We start from the raw sequence: 26,785 nt of genomic DNA on the forward strand, positions 1-26,785 counted from the left end.
AATCCGTAAGGGTAGGCGCGGGGGTCGCCGCTGCCAAGACCTCGTGGACTGCGGAACTGCGCGTGGCCGTGTTGCCCCCGTCATCGTCTCCGCGTGCGCCGTTGACACGGCGACGCCCGGCCCTATCCGCCGGTGCGGCCTCCATGCAAGCATGGGGATCACCGATCATGCAAGCACTCCGATCATGCACAGGGAGGGGACTCGATGAAATCCAATGAACTGCTGCTGGATGCCTTCGGCCGGATCCGTGAGACGGTGGCCGCGGCCCTGGCCGGGGTTGATGATGCCACCCTGCTCCGACGGCCCGGAAGCAACGGGAATTCAATGGCCTGGCTCATCTGGCACCTCAGCAGGGTCGAGGACGCGCAAGTCGCCTCCGCCGCGGGCCTGGACCAGGTGTGGACCTCGGAGGGGTTTGCCGCCCGCTTCGGCCTGCCGCTCTCCAAGCGGGACACGGGCTACGGCCATACGAGCGGCCAGGTGGACGCGGTGCAGGCACCGCCGGAACTGTTGCTCGAATACTACGAAGCTGTCCACCGGCAGACCGTGAATTTCCTGGAGAACCTCGGCGACGACGACTTCGACCGCATCGTCGATACCCGCTGGGACCCGCCCGTCACCCTCGGGGTGCGGCTGGTCAGCACGATTGCCGACTGCCTCCAGCACGTGGGGCAGGCGGCCTACGCAAAGGGCCTGGACTCCGTGCGCGGGCACGGCTAGGCGGTCCGTGTCATGCAGGCGGCCGAAATTCGCGGACTCTTCCCGGGGCTACAGGAGACCATCTATCTCAACACCGCCTCGATGAACGTCGGCTGTGCACCCGCCCGCGAGGCCTACGAGCTGGCCGTCAAGCGATGGTCCGCCGGCAGGTTTGACTGGATGGATGCCGAGCGGGCAGGGGAGGAGGCCCGCGCCATGTTCGCGGAGATCGTCGGGGCGACGGCGGGGGAGATCGCGATCGTCCCGGCCGTGAGCTCCGCCGCCGGGATAGTGGCCGCCAACCTGCCGCCGGCGAAGCGCGGCGAGAACGTCGTGGTTGCAGGGAACGAATTCGCCTCGAACTATTACCCCTGGCTCCTGCTCCGGAACCGCGGTTACGAGGTCCGCGCCGTGGCACCGGGCGGGGACGGCGTGACGGCCGAGGAATTTGGCCAGGCGGCCGACGGCGGCACCCGCCTGATCGCCGTGAGTGCCGTCCATTCGGCCAACGGCTACCGTGCGGACCTGGCCGCGCTCAGCCGGGTCGCGGCCCGCTCCGGCGCCTGGTTCTTCGTCGACGCCTGCCAGGCCGCGGGCGCGGTGCCCCTGGATGTGGTGCGCGACGGCGTGGATTTCCTGGCCGCCGCGAGCCACAAGTTCCTGCTCGGCTCCCGGGGCATGGGCTACCTCTATGTCCGCAGCGGACTGCTTGACCGGATCCAGCCCGTCGGTCCCGGCTGGAAGGCCGCGCGCAACCCGGCCGGGAGCTTCTACGGACCGGCCATGGACCTCTCACCCACGGCCTCGAAGCTCGACACCTCCTTGGCCTGGTTTCCCGCCCTGGCCGAGCAGGCGGCGCTCGGCATCTTCCGCAGGTTTGGCATCGGGGCCTTGCTCGATCGCAACGCCCGGCTCGCCCTTCACCTTCAGCAGGCCCTGGCGGCGCAGGGCTCCGCGTTCCGGCCGTTCGCCGAGCAGCACCGCTCCACGATCTTCTCCGTGCCGGTGACAGACACTGAGGCGGTCCTGGCGCGGTTCCGCCAGGCCAACGTGGTGGCATCGGTCCGGGAGGGCAGAATCCGGCTGGCGGTACATTTCTACAATCTGGATGAAGAACTCGATCGCGTGGCCGGGCTGATCGGGCGAGGGTGAGCGTCGGCCGTGCCTCCTCACGGAAAACTGGGGCCGCCGCAGCACCGTTACTATTCGCGCCCGTGGTCCTTGTCGTCGCTGGCGTAGGCGAGGCCGATCTGGCGCCGAACTTCGTCCATGGCCTCCATGACCTGAACGCTCTGCCGGGGCGGCAGGATGTCGTTGGCAACGGAGCCGGCCGCAATGAGCCGCTCCATTTCCCGCGCCTGGTATTGCATGCCGCGGCCGGTGACGGGTTCATCGAATCGCTCGACGATGTTTCCGTCGGCGTCATACCTGGTGAAGGCCGACGGCGTGTACCAGACTGACGGGATCTCGATCCGGCCTTCGGTTCCGATGATCGAGGCCTGGTTTGGTCCTGCCGTGTCCAGCGCGCAGTGCAGCACGGCCTGCTGCCCGTCACCGTATTCGAAGATCATCGCGGTCTGCCGGTCAACTCCGGTTTCAGTCATGCTGGCCGCTGCCCGGATCCCGGTCGGGGCCCCGAAGACGTCGAAGGCGAAGGAGACGGGGTAGATGCCCAGGTCCAAGAGCGCTCCGCCGCCCAGCGCCGGGTCGTTGAGGCGGTGCGCCGGATCCTTGGGCAGATTCTGGTTGTGGTCAGCGATCACTGTGCGGACCTCGCCCAGGGCGCCGGACCGAATCAGCTCACGGATGCGGACCATGTGCGGAAGGTAGCGTGTCCACATGGCCTCAAGGGCGATCAGCCCCTTCGTCTCGGCGAGCTCCACGATCTCCCGGGCCTGCCAGGCGTTCATGGCGAAGGGCTTTTCGATCAGCACGTGTTTACCGGCGTCCAGGGCCAACAGCGCATTCTCGAGGTGGAACGGGTGCGGCGTAGAAACGTAGACAACGTCGACGTCCGGGTCGGCCACGAGGTCCGCGTAGCTTCCATGGGACGTGGGGATCTGAAACCGGGCCGCGAAATCGGTCGCGGATGCCATGGTCCTGGAGCCGACGGCCTGGACCACTGAGCCGTTGTCGATCAGGTCCGGCGTTTGCAGCCCGGCGATAAACCCGGTGCCGAGAATTCCCCATCTGGCCTGGGGCGTGGAGGGACCTGCGGTGCCGGGTGTGGCGTGCTCTGACATGCGTTTGGGTTCCCTTCGAACATGCGGTCACGAAAGCATCGGGCGGCTCGTGGAGCGTCCACGGCTTCGCGGGACGTGTTCGTATCCTAATCCCGAGGCCGGAACTCATGGTGTGAGCGGACCCCGAAGCACACGCAGGGCCGCGGCGGCGTCACCTTCAATGACGGCGTTCTCTGCCAGGTTGGATCGACCCCAAAGACCCAGATACATCACCGGCAACGGGGCGGAAATCAAGGCCACGGCGGCACCAGGTCCCAGTGTCCAGCTGGCGGCCCCTGGCACCTGGAAGGTCACAGCTTTGTCCGGAGGCGGCATCCGGTCCAGTCGCAGCTGCCGCGGCGCGAACATCGCAAGGACCTCATCGACACCGTCGAGCATGAAATTGTCCGCCAGCACGGGGATCTCCAGGCCAAGCGCCTGGCAGGCGTCGACCAGGTGGATGGCATGTTCGTGGGCCTGCCGCCGAAGCCAGAACCGGGCGGTGCGCGGAGGCGGCCCAAAGGTCCAGCATTCGCTCTCCGGATCAAGGCCCGTCATCGTCTCGAGGAAGGGTGCGGTGCCCGCGAGAAACCAGGCCGCGGCGCCCTCGGCCGGCGGTGCAGGTTCCTGGACAAAGGTGCCCGTCCGGACCACCCCGGCTGCCCACCTCTCGATTGAGCCGAGATGCCCGAAGAGCTGCTCGAGCGTCCAGGTGGGGCACGCCGGAACGGCGCCGGCAAGAGTGTCCCGCGGCTGCCGGGCGAGCGTGCCGAGGTGGTCCAGGGAGTTGGCCAGTTCGGCCAGAAATTGATCGGGCGGCATGGGAGGAGCCTAACGCGACGCCGGGGCAGTCCGCGGCCCGGGCCGGAGTGCCGGGGCGATTCCGCGCGCCCGGCAAGTAGGCACTCGGGCGCGCCCGCGGACGGTGCAAGTAGCACTCGGAAGAATTCGGGAATCGCACGCGAAAAGTCAAGTAGCCTCCACTCGCGCGCTCATCACCCCCCGCTTCTAGGCTCCAAAGTACTGGGTTAATAAAGTCAATGTAGTGGTCAGAATCGGGTCTCAGCCATGCATGATCAAGCAAAATCTCGGGTGCTGTCCGGCCATTTTCAGGGTCGGCTACGCGGTGGACCGACGGGTGGGGCACCGAATCTCCGGCGGCAGCAGGCGGCCGCGATCCACGCCACTGAGCCCCGACGACGGCCGTGGTCCCGAGGCGCCTGGGCTTCGCTGTTGTCGGCAACACTCGCCCTCGCCACGCTGACCGTCGGCGAGACCGCCGTTGCGGACGTGGGGACCATCGCCAACGATTCGCTGCGGACCGGATGGGACAAGGATGAGCCCGGGCTCTCGCCGTCGGCGGTAGCATCCTCGAACTTCGGCAAACTGTTCTCTGCAACCGTGGACGGGCAGGTCTACGCCCAGCCGCTCGTAGTAGGCAGTACGGTGATTGCCGCGACGGAAAACAATGCCGTGTACGGGCTGGACAGCGCCACGGGTGCGGCAAAGTGGACACGCAAACTCGGGCCAGCGTGGCCGGCGTCGACTGTTCACTGCGGTGACCTCACGCCCAACATTGGAATCACGTCCACTCCGGTCTACGACCCGGCGACGAAAAGCGTCTTCCTGCTAGCGAAGACGAATGACGGGGCCAGCAAGCAGTTCCCGCACTGGTACATGCACTCCCTGGATGTGGCGACCGGCGCGGAGAAACCAGGATTCCCTGTCACAATCCAAGGCACCCCGACAAATGACCCCACCCGCCCGTTCAACCCGATGACGGCGATGCAGCGCCCAGGGCTGCTGCTCTTGAACGGCGTGGTCTACGCAGGGTTCGCCAGCCACTGCGACTACACCCCCTTCGTGGGTTATGTCGTCGGCGTATCGACCGCCGGCCGGCAGACGACGATGTGGGCGACCGAATCGGGCAACGCCAACGCCGAGGGCGGGATCTGGCAATCCGGCGGTGGACTGGTGTCCGACGGTCCGGGTCAAATCCTGCTCACCACGGGGAACGGCATTTCCCCCAAGCCCGGGCCGGGATCGAAGCCCCCCACCACGCTGGCGGAGGCGGTGGTCCGGCTCCGGGTCGGCAGCGACGGCAATCTGAAACCCACCGACTTTTTCAGCCCGGCCGACAACGCGAAGCTGAACCGTAACGACGCCGATCTAGGCTCCGGCGCTCCCGTCGCGATCCCGGACGGCTATGGCACCGTGGCACACCCGCACCTGCTGGCCCAAATCGGTAAAGACGGCACCATGTACCTGCTGGACCGGGACAATTTGGGCGGCATGGCGCAGGGGCCAGGCGGAACCGACGCCGTCCTGGACAAAGCCGGTCCGTACAGCGGAGTGTGGGGAAAGCCCGGGTTTCTCGGGACCACCAACGGTGGCTACCTCTACGTCGTCGAGAGCAACGGGTACCTTCGCGCGTTCAAGATCGTGACGAGCGCTGCGGGCGGTGTCAGCCTTGCCGCCGTCGGGACCTCCGCCGGCATGTTCGGATTCAGCTCCGGTTCGCCGGTAGTGACGTCCACCGGTAAAGACGGGTCCTCCGCCCTTGTCTGGGTGGTCTATGTCAGCGCTGGCACCGGGGCCGATGCGGAACTGCGCGCCTACCGGGCAATCCCGGACAATACGGGAAACCTCAAGGAAGTGTTTAGCTCCCCCTTGGGTATTGGGGCCAAGTTCTCTTCGGTGGCCACTGACAAGGGCCGTGTGTACGTGGGCACCCGGGACGGGCACGTCATGGGCTTCGGCGCCCCGACAACATCGGCGGTAGGGGCAAAGGACACCGACCTCGGTAACGCCAAGGTGGGCACCTCCGTGACCGGGAGCGTAACGATCACCGCGTCGCGGGCGGTAACAGTCAGCTCCATCACGACGCGCGACCCGTTCAAAATCGGAACCGGGCTCACGATGCCCCGGAAGTTGGCCAAGGGCGCGAGCATGACGGTACCCGTGACCTTCTCGCCGACCGTTCCGGGCCAGGCGGACGGCACCCTGACGGTCAAAACGGCCGACGGCGAGACCGACCTCCTCGGCGTCCACGGCGTCGGCACGAAGGAGGGCCTGGGCGCGACTCCTGCCGTGGTCCAGTTCACCGACGTCCCGACAAAAACGGTCAGCCGGCAGACGGTCAACATCGTCAACACGGGCACAACCGTTGCCAAGATCACCGGAGTCGCGTTGCCGGCTAACTCCCAGCTCAGGGTCGATCCGGCCACGGTTCCGGTCGTGGGCCAGACCATCCAGCCCCTCGCATCGATTGCGGTGTCCATGACCTTCAGCCCCACATCGGCGGCTCCGGTGACCGATACGGTCGCGGTCTCCAGCGACCGCGGGAAAGTGACCGTCAAGGTGGCCGCGACCGCCGTCTCCGGCGCGGCGCACCTGGAGATGCCGCGCTCACTGGATTTCGGTGACGTCCCCGCCGGGACGTCGGTTATCAGGGCCTTCGAGATAAAGAACACCGGCAACGTCCCGATGACTATCACGAAGGCGAAAGCGCCGCAGGGGGTCTTCTCCACTAAGGATCCGATCTCCGAGGGCTTGAAAATTCCCGCCGGTGAAACCGCCTACCAGACCGTGACCTTCGCGCCGACGGCCGTCGGGCAGGCCGGGACAACAGAAACCTATTATTTGATCACCGCGGATGACGGCCAGGGTGCAAAGAAGGTCATGCTCACCGGGAACGGTACCGATGACCCCATCGCTGCCTACGGGTGGAAGATAGACGCAGGCCGCCCCGGCTCGAGCCTCGGCCGGTCGCTGACCGCGGAGTACGCCGTGGGCGAAGGCAAGTGCCAGGACTACACCAGAGGAGTGATCTGCTGGTCACCCAAGACCGGGGCCCATGCAGTCCTCAATGAGATCTACAAGCGTTACAGGGCCGAGGGCGGCGCCGGAGGTGCCTTCGGCTTCCCGACCACAGACGAGAAAGTGTCGCCGGACACGGTGGGACGGTACAGCGACTTCTCTGGTGCGGGCGGGACTTCGATCTACTATTCGCTGACCACCGGGGCGCACTCGGTGACCGGCGCGATCCGGTCCAAATGGAGGGCCCTGGGCGCGGAGACAGGACCCCTGGGGTATCCGATCACCGACGAGACGCGCACTCCGGACGGAGTGGGACGGTACAACCACTTCTTCGGTGCCGGCGGGGCATCGATTTACTGGTCTCCGACAACCAGGGCGCACTCGGTGACGGGTGCGGTCCGCGCCAAGTGGGCGTCCCTGGGCTGGGAGACCGGGCTTGGCTATCCGACTTCCGACACTACGGCGTCGGCGGACGGGGTGGGCCACTACAGCCACTTCTCAGGTGCAAGTGGAAACTCGATCTTCTGGTCGCCGACGACGGGGGCGCACTTTGTCTTAGGTGCCATCCGGTCCAAATGGGCGGCACTTGGCTGGGAAACCGGCCCGCTGCGTTACCCGATCACGGACGAGAAGGGCACCCCGGATAAAGTGGGGCGCTACAACCACTTCTCCGGTTCGGCATCGATCTACTGGACGCCGGCTACCCTGGCGCACCCGGTGACCGGTGCGATCCGGTCTAAGTGGGCGTCGCTTGGCTGGGAGACGAGCCGGCTGGGATATCCCACGAGCGACTCGTACTCGGTTTCTGTCGGCCGGGCATCGGACTTTCAACGCGGCCGCCTGACGTGGAACGCAACAATGAAGAAGGTCACTGGCTAGCGGTGCCCGCGTCAGTTCAGGAATTCCCGGACCGATTGGCGCCTGGACCTCACCGGTCTGGGCCCGATCGGTCCGGACCTGTGCGGCCAGACCTAATCGGTCTGGAACCGGGCGACGGCGGAGGCGTAGATTGACGATGCGGGCTGGCCGGATCCCGGCCCTAGTGGGGGCCCGTTAATGGGCCTGTGCATGAAACAGAGCACGAGCTCCGCCACACCGAGGAGTGATCACATGAGCCAATTTATCCAACGCCTGCTTGCTGCGTTCAATGACCACGACCTTGAGGCAGCGGCCGCGTTGTTCCATGAGTCGTACAAAAGCGTGCAGCCGGTCCACCCGGGCAGGGCATTTGTGGGACGGGCGCAGATGCACGCGAACTGGGCAGCGATGTTCGCTGGCGTTCCCGATTTTCACGCAGAAGTGCTCCGCTCCGTGGACGACGGTAATACCACGTGGAGCGAATGGACCTGGGCCGGCACCCGGACTGATGGGCGGCCCTTCGACATGCGCGGGGTGACGATTTTCGAGACCGAGGACGGCCTCATTACGAGCGGAAGACTCTACATGCAAGAGATTGAACGAGGGGATGAGGGCATCGCAGAGGCAGTCCAGACGCTGTCGGGGCGCCGGCCTGCCCGGCCCTCGGAACCCGAGGACTGAAATGGCTGGCCTCAGGCGGCTGGGAGAAGGCTGCGCGCGCGTTTGACCGTTGTGGCCTGGTGCCGGGGCTGCGTCGAGGCGTCGTCGTCGTTGTTGGGAAGTGGCGCCGTCGGGCCGGCCTGTCCAGGACCCTTGCCGGACATCTGACTTCGGAGGAGGATGATCGGCACACTGAGGAGGCCCGCCATGACCCAGCTTGGCAAGTTTGAGAAGTACCTGATTGAGGAATTCTTCGACGACTACCGCTCCGGCGCCATGAGCCAGCACACGTTCACGCGCCGGGTGGCGTTCATCACCGGCAGCATGGCGACGGCCTCGGCAGCGATGCTCCTGGTGGGCTGCACGCCCGAGGAGGTTCCCCGCAGTACCGATCCCATGCCGACGCCGACGTCGTCCGCGCCGGGGTCCGGCACAGCGTCCGCGGGCGCGGTGCCGGGGGCCAAAAGCCCGTTATCGGTCCCGGAACGCGCGGCCGGACTGACGACGGCGAACGTGCAATTCGCATCGGGCGGCACCGACATCAGTGGCTATCTCGCACGGCCCGACCACGGGGCCGCCGGACCGGCCGTGCTGGTCTGCCACGAGAACCGCGGGCTGACACCGCATATCCAGGATGTGGCGCGCCGCTTCGCCAAAGCCGGATACGCGGCTCTGGCCCTGGACCTGCTGAGCAGGGAAGGCGGTACCGCTGGCATGGACCCGGATGCTGTCCCGGGAGCACTGACCCAGGCCGGGGCGCAGCGTCACGTTTCCGACTTCACGGCCGGCTTTGACTACCTGAACGCCCAGGACTTCGTTGATCACGGGCGGATCGCCATGAACGGCTTCTGCTTCGGTGGCGGCATCACGTGGCAGTCGGCGACGGCGATCCCGGGCCTGTTGGCGACCTCGGCATTCTACGGACCGGCGCCTGACCTGGACAAGGTCTCGGCCATCAAGGCGGCCGTCTTCGGCGTCTACGCCGAACTGGACCAGCGGATCACCGGCGCCATGCCGGCGCTCCGGGATGCCCTGGCCAAAACCGGTGTCCGGAACGAGCTCAAGATCTATCCCGGCGTGGACCACGCCTTCCACAATGACACCGGGCCGCGCTACAACCAGGAGCAGGCCACGGCCGCATGGAACGACACGCTCGCCTGGTTTGGCAAGTATGTGTGAAGGCAAGTATGTGTGAAGGCAAGTTTGTCTGAAGCATGGCCCGGACATGTCCCGACCGGATGGAGACGCGATGTTCGCAAACCGCAGGACCGCGGCGTTGAGCGCTGCAGGCGCCTTGGCCCTTGCCGGGTGTGGTGCCGCACCAGTGTCCAGGGAACGGGCGCCGGCGATAGACCGTGCGGCCGCCGTGACGGCCGGGACGCAGGCCGCCGTCTCCGACGGGACGCAGGCCGCCGTCGTCCGCGGCTGGGGCCCAGTGGTGGCGGGGGACGAATTCAGTTACGCCGGGCCGCCTGACCCCGCGAAATGGAAGGTCTTCAAGGGGCCGGGGCACGCGGGCAAGGGGATCCGGAGTCCGGATGCGCTGGTTGTAGGCGGCGGGGTCTTGACTGTCAGCGGCGACGCCGCGGGCACCACCGGCGGCATGTCCGCCAGGTTTGCCCAACAGCGGTACGGCCGCTGGGAGGCCAGGATGAAAATTGGCCAGCGGGATCTGCAATATCACCCCGTCCTGATCCTGTGGCCGAACAACAACATCTCGTCCACGTGCGCCGAGATTGACTACGCCGAAGGGAGCGCTGACACCGCCCAAATCAAGTTCTTCCTGCACTACGCCTGCGGTGGCCCGAACTTCCAGACCACCGCGGCCAAGACGATCGACACCACACAATGGCATAACTATGCGCTCGAGTGGACCCCCGCCGGGATCGAGGGATACGTCGACGGGTCATTGTGGTTTGTGGACACGAACCCGGCGCATCAGCCCACGGTAGGCATGCACCAGACGGTGCAACTGGACTGGTTTCCCAACGGGACGCCCACCAAACCCAGCCAGATGCAGGTCGACTGGATCCGCGTTTACAAGTAAGCGTTGCGCTTACTCGCCCGAGGCAAATTCCGGCCGGAACGGGCCGGCAGCCTCCGACGTCATTTCGCGGTGCCCGTCCAAAGCCTTCAACGCCGCAAGGTGCTCCAGCAGGGCCCGTTCCGGATGTCCGGGATGCGCAGCCAGCTGCTGGCGCAGCAGCTCCCGTGCGCGGGCTTGTTCCGGGGCACTGTCGTCGAGGACGGCGTCAATGATTCTGGCGGCCTGATGTCGGATTCCGGCGGCAGATGCGGCATGTTCCGCACCGGATACCAGGTTCTCGGGATCCTGTTCTTCGAGGCGTCCTGGAGTGGACGACGGCTCCACCGACATGGCTGTTCCTTTGGTCATCGTTCCGGCTGAGTCCGGAACCGGCCTGCCGCCTTCCCCCAATCCCGGGTACTGTACCCGGGTCCTAAGACGGGCCACCGTGACAAACCTACAACGACGCCGGGCCGCCAACCCCACACGGGAGCGAAGTTTTCGCCAAGTTTCATGCACAAGGCACGGTGACGCTGCCCGCGGAATGCTAACGGCCGCCGGCGCCACGGGGCGTATCCGCTGCAGCGCTTGTGTTGGTCATCTGCCCGAAAAGACGCGGAAATACTCGCCGGGTAGCCTCGCACCAACGAATCCGTTCGAAAGGTAGTACGCCATGCGTGTTGGACTGATCCGGGTGATGACGACGTCGGACCGACGCCTGCTCCACGCCCGCGGGAAACTCCTCCAGGAAGCATTCGGATTTACCGTCACATCCCGCTGTATTCCGGACCAGCCGTCCGGCGTCTACGACCAGGCGTCGCTCGAATCTGCGGCCCCCAAGGTCGTCCGCCTGGCGAGGGACATGGCGGGGGACGCTGACGCCCTGATTATCAGCTGCGCCTCCGACCCCGGGCTGGCCGCCACCCGGGCAGCCGTGGATATCCCGGTCATCGGAGCGGGCTCCGCAGCCGCGGCCGCGGCTCTGACCTTCGGCGGCCGGATTGGAGTTTTGGGTCTCGGCGCACACGTACCGGGCCCGATCTCGGATGCACTGGGCGAACGCATGCTGCTCATTGACGGGCAGGGAAGGATCGAAACACCCGACGCCTTCCTCATGCCTGCCGGGATTTTCGACGCCCTCGCCGCGGCCCACATGCTGGTTGACGCCGGCGCCGACATGATCGTCCAGGCCAGCACGGGCCTGAGCAGCATCGGCATGGCGGACGTGCTCCGCCGCCGGCTCGGGGTTCCGGTGATCGACGCCGTGACGGCAGCCGGTTCGATGCTGGTCTCAGCGGTAGCCGCCCGGGAACTTCAAGGGGTTTGAGTCCTGCCGCCTGTAGCGGCGCGTCCTCGGCCAACACCAAGGCAGCCCCGCGCCGCAGTACGGCGCGGGGCTGCCTGGCGATTTGCCGGTCCTACTTGTAGACGCGGACCCAGTCGACCTGCATCTGTGAAGGCTTGGTGGCCGACCCGTCGGGGAACCAGTCCAGCTGCAGTGTCTGGTGCATGCCCACGGAGGGCAGGTGCGCGGGGTTCGTGTCGGAGAAGGTCTTGACGCCGTCGATGTAACCGGTGATGCCGGCCGGGGTCCACTCCACTGCGTAGTTGTGCCACTGGGTGGTGTCGATCGTCCTGGCCGCCGTGGTCTGGAAGTTCGAGCCGCCGCAGGCATAGTGCAGGAAGAACTTGATCTGTGCGGTGTTGGTGCTGCCCTCGGCGTAGTCGATCTCGGCGCAGTTGGGGGAGGTGTTGTTGTTGGGCCACAGGATCAGCACGGGGTGGTACTCCGGGTCCCGGGCGCTGGTCCGCATGCGCGTCTCCCACTTGCCGTATTTCTGCTGGGCAAACTTAGCCGACATGCCGCCCGTGGTGCCGGCCGAGTCGCCGCTGACTGTGGCCACGCCATTGGCAACCGACCAGGCCTGGGGGCTCCTGACACCCTTGCCGGCATGTCCGGATCCCTTGAAGACGCTCCACTTGGTGGAGTCGGGGGCGCCGGCCTTGGAGAACTCGTCACCCGCGACAACCGCACCCCAGCCCCGTGCCGTGGCGGCCTGGGAACCGTCGCCGGTCGCGGCGACTGCGGCCTGGGCAGCGACGGGCGCCGTTACCGCCGTCGGCGCCGGAGCGGCTGCCGCTTGGGCGCCAGCCGCAGGCGCGACCGGCGCAGCGGCCCGTGCAGGTGCCGCATCGGCTCCGGGAGCCGCAGGTGCACCGGCGGTGCCGGTGGCAGGCTTGGGGGCCGAGGGGACTGCAGGCTTCGGCGCTGCGGCCACTGAGGCCGCGGCCTTCGCGGCAGGATGCGCGGCCTGGGTTGCCGCCGAGGACGTGGAGTCCGCAGCAGAATGCGCGGCCCCGGTGGCCGGTGAAACGGCTGCGGCGCCCGTCGTGGGACCGGCGCCGCAGCCGGTCAGGGACAGTGCGCCCAGGCTCAGCGCAATCGCTACTTTGTTGAGCTGTGGTGCCGTGGAGCGTGCCTTCGGCCGTGCATCTTTGAACGTTGATTTATTGAACAGCGGTGTTTTCTTGAACAACGGACCCCTCCGGGCTTTCGTGGCTGGCACGCACAACCGACGCTGCCTGGGCGGCGGACAATGCGGGAAGTTTCATCCGGCCCCTGCCGCAAGGCATGGGCGAGCAGACGCCGAACGGCGCAACGGGGCCCTGCAAAGGGGCGGTCCGGGGCCCTGCATTCGGGCCGGGCCTCACGGCCAGCCGCCAACGTTACCGGACCGTTACCTCAGCCCGCAAACCTCCCGGATCCGGGACGTTCCGCATGCCGCCCCCGCCCGGGGGTGCCGCGCTACACGCAGCTGGGCTGATACGCCGGGTTGCCCGGGCGGCCGGCCGGCTGACCAAGAGCGTCCGACACGAGACGCTGGGTGACGGGGTCGTTGGGCGCCTGGTCATGGTCAACCACGTCTGCCGGGCACTTGTCCTGGATGGTGATATTGGTGACCTGCCGGGCCGGGCCGGCGAGGAACTGGCTGGGGTAGGGCGTCACCACCTCGTCGTGCGTCGTGGAGATCACCGTGTAGGCCGGACCAGGAACCGTGTCGCCAATGGAGTTGAGCTCGGTGAGGAATGGTGAACCTGCCTGCTGGTCGGCGCAGGCCTGGCAATTCGACCCTCCCACTGAGGTGGCCGGCGGAACGGCGTCCGGTGTCGGCGTGATGAGCCCGCGGGTTCCGTGGTTGGACGGGGCGATGCCCACCAAGTGGTTCACCTTGTCCGCGCCTCCAAGGAAACCGAGGTAGTAGCGCGGCATCATGCCGCCCTGGCTGTGGCCCACGAGATCAACTTTCCTGGCACCCGTTGAGGCCAGTACCTTGTCGACAAACGGGGCGAGCTGACGGGCTGAGTCTGCCACCGGGCCCGTGGCGTCGACGCCGTTGGTCGCACCGTAGTTCAGCGCGAAAACGCAGTAGCCCTGGCTTTTTAGCGCCGGCGACATCGTCGCCCAGTTCTTCGCCATGTTTTCGAAGGTTCCCGGCACCAGGACCACCGGGTAGGGGTGGGCTGCCGAGGGCTTGCAGGACCAGTCATTCGCGCCTGGCGGCGAAACGTCAACGGTGTCGGCCTGGGCCGCCGGCACACCCATCAGGGATGCGCCGAGCAGCGCCGAGGTCGCAGCTGCCAGCGCTGCGAGTGCTGCGGGCGTTTTCGGGTATGGCACGGATTACCTCTTCGGTTGGACACGTCATCTGTGACGGTCTGTGGAAATGGAAGTGAGGTAGGGGATCAGCCCCCGCTGTGATCCGACTCACGGCTCTCAATTCACGCTAGGGAAGGTGCTCCGCGGATCCCTCCAACATGCACGTTTGTGCATGCATTTTTCGACGGCGCTGGTGCCAGTTGGGGTTGCGTGGGGAGACTGCTGCACAGTTGTGCAGGTAGGGCATGCCGCCCGCCGTCGCCCCCGGTCACCTCACTCTCCGGTCACCTCACTCTCCGGGCGGAAAATCGTAGGAGGCCTGGATCGTCGCCGGCGCGGTGCCGTAGGACAGGACGATCTCGTCGTGCGCCTTGAACGGGAGGTCCCGGATCCCGGCGTCGAACTTCCGGCCGTTCACGTAAACGGTCCAGCCATCCAGCGAACCCCCACCGGTGCCGGGGGCGCCGTTGCCACCGAGGACGCCCCACTCCGTCAGGAGCTGCCCGAGGGTGAAGACCTGGCCGGCGGTGGGGGACTCGATGTGGACCACGCCCGTGGTGTCGTGGGTGTGCAGGGCTGAGATGCCGTTGGCCCTTTGGTCAACTCCGGTGGTGATGCCGATATTGGCCGGCACCGCGATGGGCTTGCCGTCCTTCAGCACGTCCAGATGTGCGTGATAGTGGTCCACGTTGCCCTCCGCCGTCAGCACAGTGAGGCCGGCCTGGGCGATCCGGCCGGGCGCCCCCGTGATGTCTAATGCGAAATCAGAGGCCGGCGCCGCGGATGCCGCAGGTGACTCAGGCGACGGTGCGGTAGATGGCGCAGGGGCAGCGCACCCTGCCACCCCCAGCGTCATGGCGGAAAGTGCGATGGCGAGTGTCAGCTTGGTGTGCATGGTTGCGTAAACCGCTTTCGATCGGAGGCTTGCCAGTTCAGTCTAGGCAGATGGTCCGGGCCCACCGCCCAGGACGGCTTGGCACCGCGTTTCCGCCGCGAGCCGCGAGGGGAAAGAATGGACAGGTGAGTGATGCCGGCGAATTCATCGACCTCTCGCTGCAGCGCGAAGCTTCCTGGCGCCGCGCTGAGCAGCTTCAGGCGCGGCTGGAAACGGAGCCGGCGGGCAGCGGCCTCCGGTTCTACGGCACGTCCGTGGGCGCCGTGCGCGGCACGGTCCGGGATGCCGGCCGCCGCTATCCCGGGCTGTCTCGCGATGAGGTCACTGCGCTGAGTTCCGAACTGTGGGGCTCCGCGATCGGAGGCTCCGGCCCGGGGGCCGCGCCGGTTTTCGAGCGCCGGCTGGCCGCCGTGGTCCTGCTGCAGGCCAACGTGAAGCTGCTGACCAACTCGGACCTCACCCGGCTGGAGGGCTTCATCCGGCAGGCGCGGGTGCGGGACCTTGTGGATCCGCTCGCCGTCGACGTCGTCGGGCCCCTGGTGGACGGACTCGATGTTCTGGCCAGGGTGCGGGCCGACAGCGTGCTGGACCGGTGGGTGCGCGAGCCCGATGCCTGGCTGCGCCGGGCCGCGCTTCTCTCGCCGTTGCTGGCGCTGCGCGCGGGCGCGGGGGACTGGGACAGGTTCCTCCGGCACGCCAACGAGGTGCTCGGCGAGCCGGGCGGGACGTTCGACGCCGACGGCACAGCTGTCCGGGATGCCGTCTCCCGGGTCCAGGCAGAGATGGCAAAGTGGAGGCCGGAGCTGCAATTCACGTCAATTGGAGAATGACCCTCCGAAATTTCGCCGCCGGCTCGGCTTTGGCCCAGGCATTTAGACATTCGGACTGTCAGGCCTTCGGACCCCCCGGATCGCCCTGCCCAACGGCGCTGCCGGAATTTCCGGACTTGCCGCCGGCATTTGCCGGGACCGCGAAAGTCCTCGCCGCCCGTGACCCGGCGACGGCGCCCGCGGCTATGGTGACCAGCGCTCCCACCAGCAGGGCCGCGGCCTCGCCCGGGAGCAGGACCTGAAGCTGCGTGCCGATGCTCGCCGCAGCCACCGGTACGCCAAGCTGGGCCGCCGACAACACCCCGAGCGACAGCGGGAGTCCCAGGAAAGCCAGGTCGGCGTGGGCCAGCAGGGCCCCGGCCCCCAGCAACAGGCCGAGGGCCATCATGTCCGGGTGCCCGGCCAGGTCCCTTAGAGTCAGCGATGCACCCAGCCACACGAAGAAGAGCGGACCCAGGAAGCCGTCGCTGAGCGCGAACAGTTGCCGGGCCAGCCGCCGCGGTTCGCCGACCGCAGCCATCACCAGGCCGAAAGAAAAGCCTGCCATCATCACAGACACATTGCTCCACGTCGCGACACCGGCCAGGGTGAAGAGCACGGCCAGCTGGATCCGTAGCTCCAGGGCAAACTTGCGGCTTTCCGAGAGCCGGTGCACGCGCCGACGGATTCCCTGGCGCTCCAGCCAGCGCAAGCCGACAAAGAGCACTACCGCGCACCCGGTCACCGCGAGGACACCCAGCGCCGCCTGGACTGCGTGGGGCGGATCCACCAGGAGCGGCAACGCCACAATGCAGGCTGTGTCGGCTATTGCCACCTGCGCTGTCATAGCGACGACATCTGGCCCGCCGAGGCGCAGGGAATCGACGATTGGAAGCACCAGGGCGGCCGACGAGGAGGCCAGCAGCACGACGTAGAGGGGAGCATGTCCAGTCCCGAACAGCAGTCCGATGCCGGTTCCGATCACCACCGCTGCCGCTGCGGCCACCATCGCCCGGCGGGAGCCTTTGCCGAGGGCGCCACGGATGTGCGGATCCCGCACGGGAACGTGGGTGCCTGCCACGAACATCATCAGCGCAAACCCGATATTGGCCAGCAGGGTGAACGTCGGGTCCGCGGGGTCCACCAGGGCCAGGCCTGAGCGCCCGATCGCGATGCCGGCCAGCAGCTCACCCAGCATGACAGGCAAGTGCCAGCGCGCCGGCAGGGCCAGCAGGGGGCCAGCCAAGGCGATGACGGCGATCAGCGCCAGCGACAGGAAGGTCACGGTTCGCGGCGGCCGGCCGGCGCCGGGCCTGACCGCCGTTCCACCACCGCATAGGCCTTGCCGTCCAGGAAAGCCCAGTCGTTGACAACCATGTACCCGAGCGCGTCCACCCGGTCATTGAGGATGTGCTCGTCGAAACCCCCGTCGCGCGGTTCCGCGTCCCATGTGCTCACGTGGACGTCCCCGCCGTCGAGGATCAGCAGCTCGGTGTTGACGTCGAAATCCTCTTGGGGCTGAGTGCTCAACTGGCAGATGGCGACACAATGGCTGTTCATTTTCGGGCCTCCGCTTCCGGTGGTGCTGATGGCATCATCCTATGTTCGGAAACGGCGCCGCCCTATGGGCAAATTGCGGCCCGGCATCACGGCTCCGTTACCTGAATGTGACTTTCGGGTGCGGTTCGCGCTACGGTTGATGAGTGCCTGTTGTCTCCGATACGGGCGCTCCCCAGCCGATTGCCTAACTCTGCCGCGGCCCGGGGGTAACTCGCATCAACGTCCGGCAGAGACGGGGAAACCACTTTTGATCTGCTGATATGCAGGTCTTGGGGTGAAGCCGCACAGTGCCCGCAACGACGGGCCCGGGAGTGCGGCCGGGTGCCTCCCATCCGAATCCGACAGCTCACCTCGCAGGCATTGGGAGAGGCTACATTTTTCATGACTTCAGTCAATACTTTTGCGCGCCATGCCGCCGTCCTCGCCGCCGCATCCGGCCTGGTCCTGACCAGCGGAATGGCCGCCAACGCCGCCACCGCCCCCGTGCAGCGTGACTCTGCTCCGGCGTCGACCGTCGACGTCACCGGACAGGTCAGTGCCCCCGTCAGCGCCGATTCAAGCGTCAAGATCAGCTTCGAGCGCCCCGCAGTGGATTCTGTTGCCGCGCCGGTCATCGAACAGCCCGTCGCACCGGCTCCGGCTCCCGCTGCAGCTCCGGCGGCAGCGCCCAAGGCTCCGGCCAAGCCGGTCATCCAGGTGCAGGCCGCTCCGGCAGCAGCTCCGGCTGCAGCGCCGGCCGCGCCGCCCGCGGGCGGACGCAACGCCATCATGCTCTCGGCCGCCTACAGCCAGGTGGGCATCACCCAGGACTGCACCGCCATGGTGGAAAAGGCCCTTGGCGCCGCGGGTAAGCCCGTTGGCGACATCGGTCCCCGCGCGTTCCTTGGCCTTGGAACCGTTGTGGCGACGCCGCAGCCCGGTGACATGGTGGTCCAGTCCGGCCACGTCGGCATCTACGCCGGCAACGGCCAGGTGGTCAGTGGCGGCATGAACGGCAAGAACCAGACCATGGTCCACCCGCTGTCCTGGCTCACCGCGACCGGCGGCGTGACGTTCGTCCGCGCCTAAGCCGCACGGCCCCGACCCGGGGCCAGACAATCCGGAAAGACCGGCGCTCGAGTTCCCTTGGGGGCAACTCGACCGCCGGTCTTTCCTGTCTCCGCATTCGGGAGTCCGGGATCCCGTTGGCATATCTTTCCCCGGCGCATGGACCTCAGGGATTCCCGCTGCCCATGAGCGGAAGCATCAACTTCATGACGGTTCCCTCGTCGCCCGTCGCGGCCACCTCGACGGTGCCCCCGGCCGCGACGGCAATCTCCCGGACCAGGGCCAGGCCTATGCCAAAGCTCCGCTGTCCCTGTGAGGTGCCGGCCGTCCGCACGAACCGGTCAAAGATCCGGGCCTGATCGACGCCGGTGATTCCGGTCCCGGAGTCCGCCACCGTGATCACGGCGCGCTTCTGCTCGATTGAGGTCGTGATGGACACGCGGCCGCCCGGAGGCGTGTGGGCCAGCGCGTTGTCCGCCAGGGCCAGCACGGCACGCCGCAGCGCATTCTTCTCGATCCGGGCCAGCGGCCGGGCATCGGCAGAGAATTCCAGACGCACCTGGCGCTGCTCTGCCACCTGCTGGAGGCTGCCGGCGACGCTGGCGGCAGCGTCGGCGAGGTCGGCAGGGGGCGAGGAACGGTCCGGGGCCTCCGCGGTTGCCGCGAGGAGCAGTTCGTTGACAATCCCTGTCAGCGTCGCGGCGTCCTCCCGGATCCGGGCCAGGTCGTGGCTTTGCCTGGAGCCGGGCACAGTGTTGCGCTGGGCCAGCTGGATCCTGGTGTCCAGGATGGTCAATGGCGTGCGCAATTCGTGGCTGGCATCCTGGATAAAACGCCGCTCCCTTGCCAGGGCATCACTGAGGGGACGAATCGCGCTGCGCGCACTGAGCCACCCGACGATTCCGGCCAGCAGGATTCCCGCCACCCCGGCGATGATCATGGCTTCGAGGACGTCTTTGGAATCCAGGTAGGTGTAGGCCGTCCCGGCCGCCGCCGAGCCCGGCACTTCAGGATGGGCCAGTTGGTTCGTGAGGTACAGCGCCGTGGCGGCGAGCAGCCCGAGAACCATGACCGCGCACGCAGCACTGATCCGCACCGCGACCTTGAGGGAAGCCTTGCGCAGGATGGAGTGGTCCGGATTTCCGCCGGCCGGCCGGCCGTCACTCATGGGCTTCGCCAATCTGGTATCCGAGGCCGTGCACCGTGCGGATCACTGCTTTGGAGATCTTCCGGCGCAGGTGATGAACATAGGTATCGATCACGCCGGGCTGCTCCGAGGCGTGGAAGCACGCCGCGAGGAGCTCATCCCGGGTGAAGACGCGGTCCGGTTCCGCGGCCAGGGCAGCCAGCAGCTGGCCTTCCTTTGCGGTCAGTGACACCGTTTGCCCGTAGACGGAACGGACGGAGCGCTGCGTTGGATCCAGTTCCCAATCCCCGATCGCCACCGGTGCCGGGGCCGGGGGAGTGAAAGTCCGCGTCAGTGCGCGCAGGCGTGCTGCCAGTTCGCCGGCGTCGAACGGCTTGGTCACGTAATCGTTGGCTCCGGCGTCCAGGCCCCTGACTTTTTCGTCGGCATCGCCCAGCGCGGTCAGGATCAGGATGGGCGTGGCAATGCCTTTCGAGCGCAAAGCCGTAATGAGGGCGATGCCGTCCATGCCGGGCAGCCCGCGGTCCACCACCATGATGTCCCAGCTCCCGGTCAGCCCCTGGTGGAGGCCGTCGCGGCCGTTGGTGACCAACTGGACCCGGTAGTCCGGGTCCAGGAGCTCGGCGATGAGCGGTCCCAGGACGGCGTCGTCCTCGACGAGCAGCAGGGACGGAAGGTCAGCGGAGGTCATGTCAGCTATTCTTCCGCGGCCATTTCCTCAGTCCGCAGTCCGGGCCCGGGTTCTTCTGCCGTGTCGCCGGCGGCTTTGTCTGCGGCTGCGGCTGCGCCGCGGGAGTTCCGGCGGCGTTTGAGGAGCTGCACCACCCCCGGCACGACGGAGACGAGCACCATGGCCACGACGATGGCGTCGATGTTCCTGGCGATGATGTCAAAGTGCCCCAGCCAGGTGCCAAGCATCGTCACGGAGGCTGCCCACGCGACGGCGCCGGTGATATTCCACAGGGTGAAGGATTTGTAGTCATAGCGCGCGGTCCCGGCGGTCAGCGGAGCAAATGTCCGGACCATGGGGACGAAGCGGGCCAGCACGACGGCGGCCCCGCCGTGGCGGCGGAAGAAGTCCTCCGTGGTGGTCAGGTGCGCTGTCTTCAGGATCCGGGCGTCGTCCTTGAACCATCGCCGGCCAAATTTCCGTCCGAGCATGTAACCGACCTGGTCCCCGGCGACCGCGGCCGCGGTGACGACGCCGATCAGCACGGGCAACGTCAGTTGCAGCTGCTGGTGCAGAAGTCCTGCTGTGAACAACAGGGAGTCGCCGGGCAGGAAGGGAAAGAGCACGCCCGATTCGATGAAGACCATCACCGCGATCACACCCAGGGCGGCCGGGCCCAACCCGGCGAGCAGGCTTGCGGGGTCCGGCAGGGACAGTGTTCCGGCGGCGTGGACGGCCGGAAGGGCGGCAAAAACGTCCATGGCGGGCATTCTCATTTCTCCTCACTGCCCAGCGGCCGGCTGCCCGAACGGGCCCGAATCCGCTCCGCTATCCGCGGCGCGAGAAGGTTCCACAGTCCCGCGAGCAGGACCACGGCCGCGCTCGAGGCCAGGAACGACGCCGCGACATCAGTGGGGTAGTGAACGCCGATGTACAGCCGTGACCAGGCTACGACGAGGGCCATCACGGCCGCCGCGAGGGCCGTGACCTTGGCCCAGCGGGTTCCACGGGCCAGGAAGTACACTGCGAATCCCAGTGCCACCGCAAAGGACACGTGGCCGCTCGGGAAGCTGTTGGAACCCGTTTCCGGAGCCAGGGGATCGAACAGCAGGGCAGGGCTGGGCCGCTGGCGGGCCACGAGGAGCTTGAAGAATTCACTTGCCACCCAGCCGGATGATGCCACGAGGCCGAAGGCAATCGCCTTGGCCAGGCCGCCGCGGAAAAGCCAGATGTACAGCGCCGCGGCGCCGATCAGCGCGAGGCCCGCCACCGGGCCAAACACAACATTCAGCGCCATCGCGACGGCGGTCAGGGCGGCGGCGTGGTGCTGGCTCAGGTCCTGATCGACCCCGAGCTCGGCGGCACTGAAGCCGGGTGTCAGCTGCGCCGCCAGGCCCAATGCCACGACGGCGGCCGACAGCAGGACGCCCAGCACTAACCAGTGGCGGACCTGGGGGAGGGCCCACAGCCGGGGACCCGCGGCGGGGCGCACGGCGTCGGGACGGCTTGGTGCTCCACTTCGGCTGAGTGCTCCAGCACCGCCCAGCGGCGCATCGCTCTTAACAGGGGCAGGTCCAGTCATGGGATCCTCCGGCTCGGGACAAGGGCGCCCGGACAGGCGACGACTCCCACTCTTCCGCCAGCCCGTTAAGAAACGCTTAAGAAAGTGACGCAGCGCCGGACGCAGCGCCGGCCGCAGCGGGGTGCCGCAGGCCCGGCTGCTCCGTGCCGGCTACGCGGCGTAGCGCAACAGCGCCACCCCGTTGCCGAAGGCGCGCGTCTCCAGCAGCCGGAGCTGGGCTTTGCTGTCCGCAGCCTTGAACAGGGGCCGGCCCTGTCCGATCAGGACCGGATGGACGTACAGCCAGTATTCGTCGATCAGCCCGAGCCGCCGGAAGGTGTCGGCCAGTTCTGCCCCGCCGAGGGCCAGGTCCCCGCCCGGCCGCTCTTTCAGGGCCAGCACTTCTTCCGGCACCACATCCCGGACCACAGTGGTGTTCCAGGCGGCAGTTGTCAGCGTCCGCGAGTACACGATCTTGGGCATGTCCCGCCAGATCCGGGCGAACTCGGCCATCACTGCGCCGGCGGCCGGGTCCTGGTCCGCGGTGGGCCAGAACTCTTCCATCAGCTCGTAAGTGACGCGGCCGTCAAGGAAGGCACCCATGGTGCTGAGCTGTTGGTTGAAATGGCGGTGCAGCTCGTCGTCGACCATGTGCCAGCTGATGTCGCGGTCCGGGCCCTCGAAGAATCCGTCGAGGGACACCTGCATGGCCAGGATGATTTTGCGCATCGCCGCTCCTTACGTTTTCACCAGCGTACGCCGCTGCTTCGGATGGCAGACCCACTTTTTCCCGGAGACGTGCCCTTGCGCGGGAAGCCGCTTGCGGGAAGAATGCTGGAAGTCTATGGCCCCACCGCGGTCAGTCACCTTCGGGGAAGTATGATGCCTTCGAACGATTCGAACAACAGCACGGGGCCGGTCCCGAAGCCTGAGGCGGCCCCGCGGCACTACCGCTCCGGCGGGCACCGGGCCAACGACGGTTCCCGGCCCGGTCTGCGGTCCCGCGCCCGGCGTGAGGGGAGGACCCGGCGACAGTATCTGACGGCGGCCGCCGTCGCACTGGCCCTCGTGGCTGCCGGCGTCTATGCAGGCGTCCAGGCGGTGCTACCCGTTGACCCGCCGGCCGCCGCAGCGACGCCGACGGCGCCGGTCACGGATGCCGGCCGGACCGTTCCGCCGGCATCTGACCTGCCCGCAACTGCTTCGCCAACAACTGCTTCGCCCGCGGCCGGCGCCGTCCCGGCGGCCGCCGGGAAGCCCGCTGAGATCCCCGCCGTGCCTGCCGTCGCGGTCCCGGCCATTGACCCGGAACTGGACAGCCAGATCAACGGGATCATCGCGGCCAACAGTGCCTATGCCCTGGGGGTGTCCTTGATCGATGTCTCCGACGGCGTGGTCCACGGCTACGGGATCCAGGACAAGTTTGTGGCCGCCAGCACGGCAAAAATTCTGGCCGCGTCGGCGTATTACCACCTCGTTGAGACCGGCCGCGCCTCGCTGACCGCCCCCATGGGCAACTCGACTGCCGGCACCCAGATCCGCCGGATGGTCCAGCAGAGCAACAACGATTCGTGGGCGCTGATCCTGCGGGCGGTCGGTGCGCGGGGCATCACGGATTACGCCGCCTCGATCGGGATCACCTACGACCGCACGGTCAACCTGCTGACGCCCGCAGAAATGGCCAGGACCCTCCAGCTGCTCTACACGGGACAGCTGCTCAATGCCCGCAACACCGCCCAGCTCCTGTCCTATATGCAGAACACCAACTTTGAGACACTGATCCCGCCGGCGGTTCCGCCCGGGGTAGGGGTTCACCACAAGTACGGGCTGCTGTTCGGAAACCTGCATGACGCGTCCGTCCTGGACAAGGACGGCCGGGCCTTCGTGTTCGTCGTGTACACCCGCGGCAGGAATTACTCCGATATGGGCCCCCGCACCCAGATCATTCAGCAGCTCACCCGGACCGTGACCGCCGCCCTGTTCTGATGGTTGAGGTTCTGACGCCTGCCGCTGTTAGACGGACACCGGCCCGTCGGCAGCGCGCTCCCTCTCCCTGGTCTTCCTGGACTTGGCGAACCGGAGATAGAGCGAGGGCACGATGAACAGATTGAGCAGGGTGGAGGTGACCAGGCCGCCCAGGATAACCACGGCCATGGGGTGTTCAATTTCATGGCCCGGGATGTTGCCCATGACAACCAGGGGTACCAGGGCAAGCCCGGTGGCCAGGGTGGTCATGAGGATGGGCGAGAGCCGCTCCGCCGCCCCGCGCATCACCAGGTCGCGGCCGAAGGTTTGGCCTTCATAGGTTTCCAGATGCTGGCAGTGGTTGATCAGCAGGATGCCGTTGCGCGCGGCGATCCCCATCACCGTGAGGAAGCCAACGAGGGACCCGAGGGACAGGACGCCGCCGGTCATGTAGGCGGCTATGACCCCGCCCACCAGGGCGACTGGCAGCGTCAGCAGCGACAGGACGGCCAGCCGCCAGCTGCGGAAGGACGCCTGCAGCAGCAGGAGGATCAGGACAAGGGCCGCCGCGGAGTAGATCATCAGGCGGTTCGTTGCCGCCTCGCGCTCGGTGTATTCGCCGAGAAGCTGCACGCTGTATCCTGCTGGCAGGTCCAAGTTCTCCAGCCGCGACTTCAGCTCGCCGGCTACGGTTCCCAAGTCCGCTCCCTGGGCCAGGAAGGATCCCACCTCGACGCGGCGGGATCCGTTGGTGCGGTCAATCTGGTTCGGCGTCGCCTGCAGGCTCACGTCGGCGACGTCGGCGAGGCGAACCCGCGCTCCGCTGGGCGTATCGATGGGCAGATCCTCGATGGCGGTGACGGACGAGCGGGTGGCCGGGGTGCTCCAGACCTGGACGTCGTAGGCCCGGCCGTCCCGGAAGACGTCGCCGACCTCCTCGCCTGCCACGAGTGTCGCGGCCGCACGCCGGACATCTCCCGGTTTGAGGCCGTACTTCTGCGCCGCGGCCAGGTCAACCGTCACGGCGATCTGGGGGACTTCCACCTCGAGGGAAACATGCGGGTTCTCGGTGCCCTCGATCGAGTCCATGATGGACTTGACCCGTTGCGCCTGTTCCCGGAGCACGTTGAGGTCGTCTCCGTAGACCCGGACCAGGATGGGTTCGCTGGCGCCGGTGATGACCTCTTCAATCCGCTCCTTCAGATAGGTCTGGACGTCACGGTGCAGCCCCGGGTAACCCTTGACCACTTCCTCCACGGCGGCCACCGTCTCGTCGTAGTCGGCGTGTCGGTCGATGCTGATCCAGTGTTCGCCGGCATTGACACCGACGATTTCGTCCGCGGCGAATGCCTGCCCGATGTGCGTGCCGCAGTTCAGGACGCCGGGGACCTTGAGGAATTCCTCACAGCCGCGCTGGGAGATCCTGAACTCTTCCGCGGCAGAGGTTCCCGGTTCCGAGATCCAGTGCATCAGGAAGTCCCGTTCCTTGAACGTGGGGAACAGGGACGAGCCCATCAGGGGAGCGAGGAGCAAGCCCACGACGGCAAGCACGCCAAAGCCTGCGTAGCCGAACCGGGGCCGGTTCATGGCCTTGGACAGGGCGGCGTGGTAGCCGCGTTTGAGCACACGGACCAGCGGCGCATCGCGTTCTTTCAGTTTGGCGTTGCCCAGCAGAATCAGGGCAAGAGCCGGCGTCACTGTCAGCGCCACGAACATGGAGGCCAGGACAGCCAGGGTGTAGGAGACGGCCAACGGCCGGAAGAAGACGCCGGTCAGCCCGTCCAGGAAAAAGATCGGTACGGCGGCGACCACAATGATCAGGGTCGCGTAGACGATCGGGCTCCGCATCTCAAGGGAGGCCTTCAAAACCACCGACGCCGCAGATTCGTCACTGCCCTGGGCGCGTCGCTGCCGAAGCCGGCGCATGATGTTCTCGACGTCGATGATCGCATCATCGACCACGACGCCCACGGCTATGACCAGCCCCGCGAGGACCATCGTGTTGATCGCACTGGAGGTGAAATAGAGCACCAGTGCGGCGGTGAGCAGGGACAACGGAATTGCGACGATGCTGATCAGGGCCGTGCGCCACTGGAAGAGGAACGCCACGAGGATCATGACCACCAGCAGGCAGCCCAGCAGCAGCGCGATGCTGAGGTTGGAGATCGCCTCCTCAACGAAGCTGGCCGGGCGGAAGATCGTGGTGTCGAAGTTGATACCGCTCAGGCCCGGCTGCAGCTCGTGGAGGGCCTCCTCCACGCCTTTGGTCACGTCGAGTGTGTTGCCCCAGGGCAGCTTCTCGACGATCAGCATGAGCCCGTGCCCGTTGTTGATCACGGCGTCACCAATGAGCGGCTGATGGTCCTCGACAACCTGGGCAACGTCGCCCAGGTGCAGCGCCACGCCGTCCTTTTCCCGAATGGTCACCTGGGCCAGATCGGCGGGGGTCTGGATCGGCTGGACGTGACGGACCCCCATCCTTTGGGTGGGACTGTCAATGAAGCCGCCGGTGCCGATGAAGCGTCCGGGCGAGTATTTCAGCAGCCCGGCGTCGAGGGCGCCGGCGGTGACTTCCATGACCTGGTTGAGGGAGACGTTCTGGGCCTTGAGCTTGTCAGGTTCCAACTGGACCTGCAGCATCTGGAGCCGCTCGCCCCAGATGGCCACGTTGGCCACCCCGGGGACCCGCAGCAGCCGGGCCCGGATGGTCCAGTAGGACAGCATGGACATTTCGATGAGCGAATGTTCCGACGACGTCATCCCGATCTTCATCACGCGGCTGGTCGCGGACAGCGGCTGCAGCATCACCGGCGGGGCGGCCCACGTCGGCAGCGCCGCAGTCACCGAAGCCATCCGTTCCGAGACGAGCTGACGGGCGTTGAGCAGGTCAGTGCCCTGATGGAAGAGCAGCACGATCGAGGACAGCTGGGGTACGGACTTGGACCGAATCTCGTCCAGGCCCGGCATGCCGCTCACGGCGGCCTCGATCGGCACGCTGACGAGTTCTTCGACTTCCTGGGCGGTCAACCCGAGGCACGCGGTCTGGATTTCCACGCGTGGCGGGGCAAACTCCGGGAAGACGTCCACGGACGCGGAACCCAACTGCAGGGAACCGAGCAGCATCACGGCACACGCGAGGGCGACAACAACCGTCTTGAAACGGAGGCTGATCCCGATGAGCCAGCGCAT

General features: G+C 66.9%; 24 protein-coding genes and 1 riboswitch. Of the genes, 10 read left to right on the forward strand and 14 right to left on the reverse strand.

Features of this window, described 5'->3' with window-relative positions; translation table 11 throughout:
- Positions 1-204 precede the first annotated feature (204 nt).
- Entirely contained in the window at positions 205-720 is a 516-nt protein-coding gene (locus AC1DDH_RS00800; protein ID WP_230009918.1) for a mycothiol transferase, read from the forward strand.
- A gap of 12 nt (positions 721-732) precedes the next feature.
- Positions 733-1,851, forward strand: a complete 1,119-nt coding sequence (locus AC1DDH_RS00805; protein ID WP_476954639.1) for an aminotransferase class V-fold PLP-dependent enzyme — start codon at positions 733-735, stop codon at positions 1,849-1,851.
- Positions 1,852-1,901: 50 nt separating this feature from the next.
- On the opposite strand, the gene AC1DDH_RS00810 is transcribed toward AC1DDH_RS00805, so the two are convergent.
- Together AC1DDH_RS00810 and AC1DDH_RS00815 are read right to left on the reverse strand one after the other, a co-directional pair.
- Positions 1,902-2,942 carry a Gfo/Idh/MocA family protein gene (locus tag AC1DDH_RS00810; protein WP_476954640.1) on the reverse strand — a complete coding sequence of 347 codons (1,041 nt, stop codon included), beginning with the start codon at positions 2,940-2,942 and terminating at the stop codon, positions 1,902-1,904.
- Between the two features lie 105 nt (positions 2,943-3,047).
- Positions 3,048-3,743 carry a maleylpyruvate isomerase family mycothiol-dependent enzyme gene (locus AC1DDH_RS00815; protein WP_476954641.1) on the reverse strand — a complete coding sequence of 232 codons (696 nt, stop codon included), beginning with the start codon at positions 3,741-3,743 and terminating at the stop codon, positions 3,048-3,050.
- A 411-nt stretch (positions 3,744-4,154) separates the two neighbouring features.
- Between AC1DDH_RS00815 and AC1DDH_RS00820 the strand changes: the two genes are divergently transcribed.
- From AC1DDH_RS00820 to AC1DDH_RS00835, 4 genes are all read left to right on the forward strand, one after another.
- Positions 4,155-7,619 carry an Ig-like domain-containing protein gene (locus AC1DDH_RS00820; RefSeq protein WP_476954642.1) on the forward strand — a complete coding sequence of 1,155 codons (3,465 nt, stop codon included), beginning with the start codon at positions 4,155-4,157 and terminating at the stop codon, positions 7,617-7,619.
- 231 nt (positions 7,620-7,850) lie between these two features.
- Entirely contained in the window at positions 7,851-8,279 is a 429-nt protein-coding gene (locus tag AC1DDH_RS00825; protein WP_476954643.1) for a nuclear transport factor 2 family protein, read from the forward strand.
- Positions 8,280-8,465: 186 nt separating this feature from the next.
- Positions 8,466-9,437, forward strand: a complete 972-nt coding sequence (locus AC1DDH_RS00830) for a dienelactone hydrolase family protein (protein ID WP_476954644.1) — start codon at positions 8,466-8,468, stop codon at positions 9,435-9,437.
- A 70-nt stretch (positions 9,438-9,507) separates the two neighbouring features.
- The gene (locus AC1DDH_RS00835; RefSeq protein WP_476930852.1) at positions 9,508-10,305 is read left to right on the forward strand and encodes a glycoside hydrolase family 16 protein; all 798 of its coding nucleotides are present in this window, start codon (positions 9,508-9,510) and stop codon (positions 10,303-10,305) included.
- Positions 10,306-10,314: 9 nt separating this feature from the next.
- Here AC1DDH_RS00835 and AC1DDH_RS00840 read toward each other — a convergent pair whose 3' ends face one another.
- Positions 10,315-10,653, reverse strand: a complete 339-nt coding sequence (locus tag AC1DDH_RS00840; RefSeq protein ID WP_476873924.1) for a hypothetical protein — start codon at positions 10,651-10,653, stop codon at positions 10,315-10,317.
- 304 nt (positions 10,654-10,957) lie between these two features.
- Between AC1DDH_RS00840 and AC1DDH_RS00845 the strand changes: the two genes are divergently transcribed.
- On the forward strand, positions 10,958-11,611 hold the full coding sequence (locus AC1DDH_RS00845) for an aspartate/glutamate racemase family protein (RefSeq protein ID WP_476954645.1): 654 nt from the start codon (positions 10,958-10,960) through the stop codon (positions 11,609-11,611).
- 91 nt (positions 11,612-11,702) lie between these two features.
- Here the strand turns inward: AC1DDH_RS00845 and AC1DDH_RS00850 are convergent, their stop codons facing one another.
- The 3 genes from AC1DDH_RS00850 to AC1DDH_RS00860 all read right to left on the reverse strand — a co-directional run bounded on the left by AC1DDH_RS00850 (position 11,703) and on the right by AC1DDH_RS00860 (position 14,837).
- Entirely contained in the window at positions 11,703-12,821 is a 1,119-nt protein-coding gene (locus tag AC1DDH_RS00850) for a glycoside hydrolase family 16 protein (protein WP_476954646.1), read from the reverse strand.
- Positions 12,822-13,090: 269 nt separating this feature from the next.
- Complete coding sequence (locus AC1DDH_RS00855; RefSeq protein WP_476954754.1) at positions 13,091-13,888, reverse strand: esterase/lipase family protein; 798 nt, start codon at positions 13,886-13,888, stop codon at positions 13,091-13,093.
- A 343-nt stretch (positions 13,889-14,231) separates the two neighbouring features.
- On the reverse strand, positions 14,232-14,837 hold the full coding sequence (locus tag AC1DDH_RS00860; protein WP_476954647.1) for a hypothetical protein: 606 nt from the start codon (positions 14,835-14,837) through the stop codon (positions 14,232-14,234).
- A gap of 125 nt (positions 14,838-14,962) precedes the next feature.
- Here AC1DDH_RS00860 and AC1DDH_RS00865 point away from each other — a divergent pair, with 125 nt between their 5' ends.
- Positions 14,963-15,667, forward strand: coding sequence for a DNA alkylation repair protein (locus AC1DDH_RS00865; RefSeq protein WP_476954648.1), 705 nt, complete (start codon positions 14,963-14,965; stop codon positions 15,665-15,667).
- Positions 15,668-15,725: 58 nt separating this feature from the next.
- Here the strand turns inward: AC1DDH_RS00865 and AC1DDH_RS00870 are convergent, their stop codons facing one another.
- Together AC1DDH_RS00870 and AC1DDH_RS00875 are read right to left on the reverse strand one after the other, a co-directional pair.
- Positions 15,726-16,931, reverse strand: coding sequence for a cation:proton antiporter (locus AC1DDH_RS00870; RefSeq protein WP_476850048.1), 1,206 nt, complete (start codon positions 16,929-16,931; stop codon positions 15,726-15,728).
- Positions 16,928-17,176 carry a hypothetical protein gene (locus AC1DDH_RS00875; protein ID WP_223916806.1) on the reverse strand — a complete coding sequence of 83 codons (249 nt, stop codon included), beginning with the start codon at positions 17,174-17,176 and terminating at the stop codon, positions 16,928-16,930. Before AC1DDH_RS00875 ends, AC1DDH_RS00870 begins: the two co-directional genes overlap by 4 nt.
- Before the next feature lie 201 nt (positions 17,177-17,377).
- Positions 17,378-17,580, forward strand: a riboswitch (cyclic di-AMP (ydaO/yuaA leader).
- 7 nt (positions 17,581-17,587) lie between these two features.
- Here AC1DDH_RS00875 and AC1DDH_RS00880 point away from each other — a divergent pair.
- Complete coding sequence (locus AC1DDH_RS00880) at positions 17,588-18,274, forward strand: hypothetical protein (protein ID WP_476954649.1); 687 nt, start codon at positions 17,588-17,590, stop codon at positions 18,272-18,274.
- Between the two features lie 145 nt (positions 18,275-18,419).
- Here AC1DDH_RS00880 and AC1DDH_RS00885 read toward each other — a convergent pair whose 3' ends face one another.
- From AC1DDH_RS00885 to AC1DDH_RS00905, 5 genes are all read right to left on the reverse strand, one after another.
- Positions 18,420-19,421, reverse strand: a complete 1,002-nt coding sequence (locus AC1DDH_RS00885; RefSeq protein WP_476954650.1) for a sensor histidine kinase — start codon at positions 19,419-19,421, stop codon at positions 18,420-18,422.
- A complete protein-coding gene (locus AC1DDH_RS00890) occupies positions 19,414-20,091 on the reverse strand; it encodes a response regulator transcription factor (protein ID WP_476856849.1) in 678 nt (225 codons plus the stop codon). The genes AC1DDH_RS00885 and AC1DDH_RS00890 overlap by 8 nt, the downstream gene beginning before the upstream one ends.
- 5 nt (positions 20,092-20,096) lie before the next feature.
- Positions 20,097-20,840, reverse strand: coding sequence for a DedA family protein (locus AC1DDH_RS00895; protein ID WP_476954755.1), 744 nt, complete (start codon positions 20,838-20,840; stop codon positions 20,097-20,099).
- 2 nt (positions 20,841-20,842) lie between these two features.
- Positions 20,843-21,652: a phosphatase PAP2 family protein gene (locus AC1DDH_RS00900; protein WP_476858377.1), complete on the reverse strand. Its 810-nt coding sequence runs from the start codon at positions 21,650-21,652 to the stop codon at positions 20,843-20,845.
- A gap of 150 nt (positions 21,653-21,802) precedes the next feature.
- On the reverse strand, positions 21,803-22,360 hold the full coding sequence (locus tag AC1DDH_RS00905; protein WP_476871645.1) for a dihydrofolate reductase family protein: 558 nt from the start codon (positions 22,358-22,360) through the stop codon (positions 21,803-21,805).
- Positions 22,361-22,513: 153 nt separating this feature from the next.
- Between AC1DDH_RS00905 and AC1DDH_RS00910 the strand changes: the two genes are divergently transcribed.
- Complete coding sequence (locus AC1DDH_RS00910) at positions 22,514-23,617, forward strand: serine hydrolase (protein WP_476954651.1); 1,104 nt, start codon at positions 22,514-22,516, stop codon at positions 23,615-23,617.
- 27 nt (positions 23,618-23,644) lie between these two features.
- On the opposite strand, the gene AC1DDH_RS00915 is transcribed toward AC1DDH_RS00910, so the two are convergent.
- Complete coding sequence (locus tag AC1DDH_RS00915) at positions 23,645-26,785, reverse strand: efflux RND transporter permease subunit (RefSeq protein WP_476954652.1); 3,141 nt, start codon at positions 26,783-26,785, stop codon at positions 23,645-23,647.

The organism is Arthrobacter sp. 10T425, assembly GCF_056393985.1.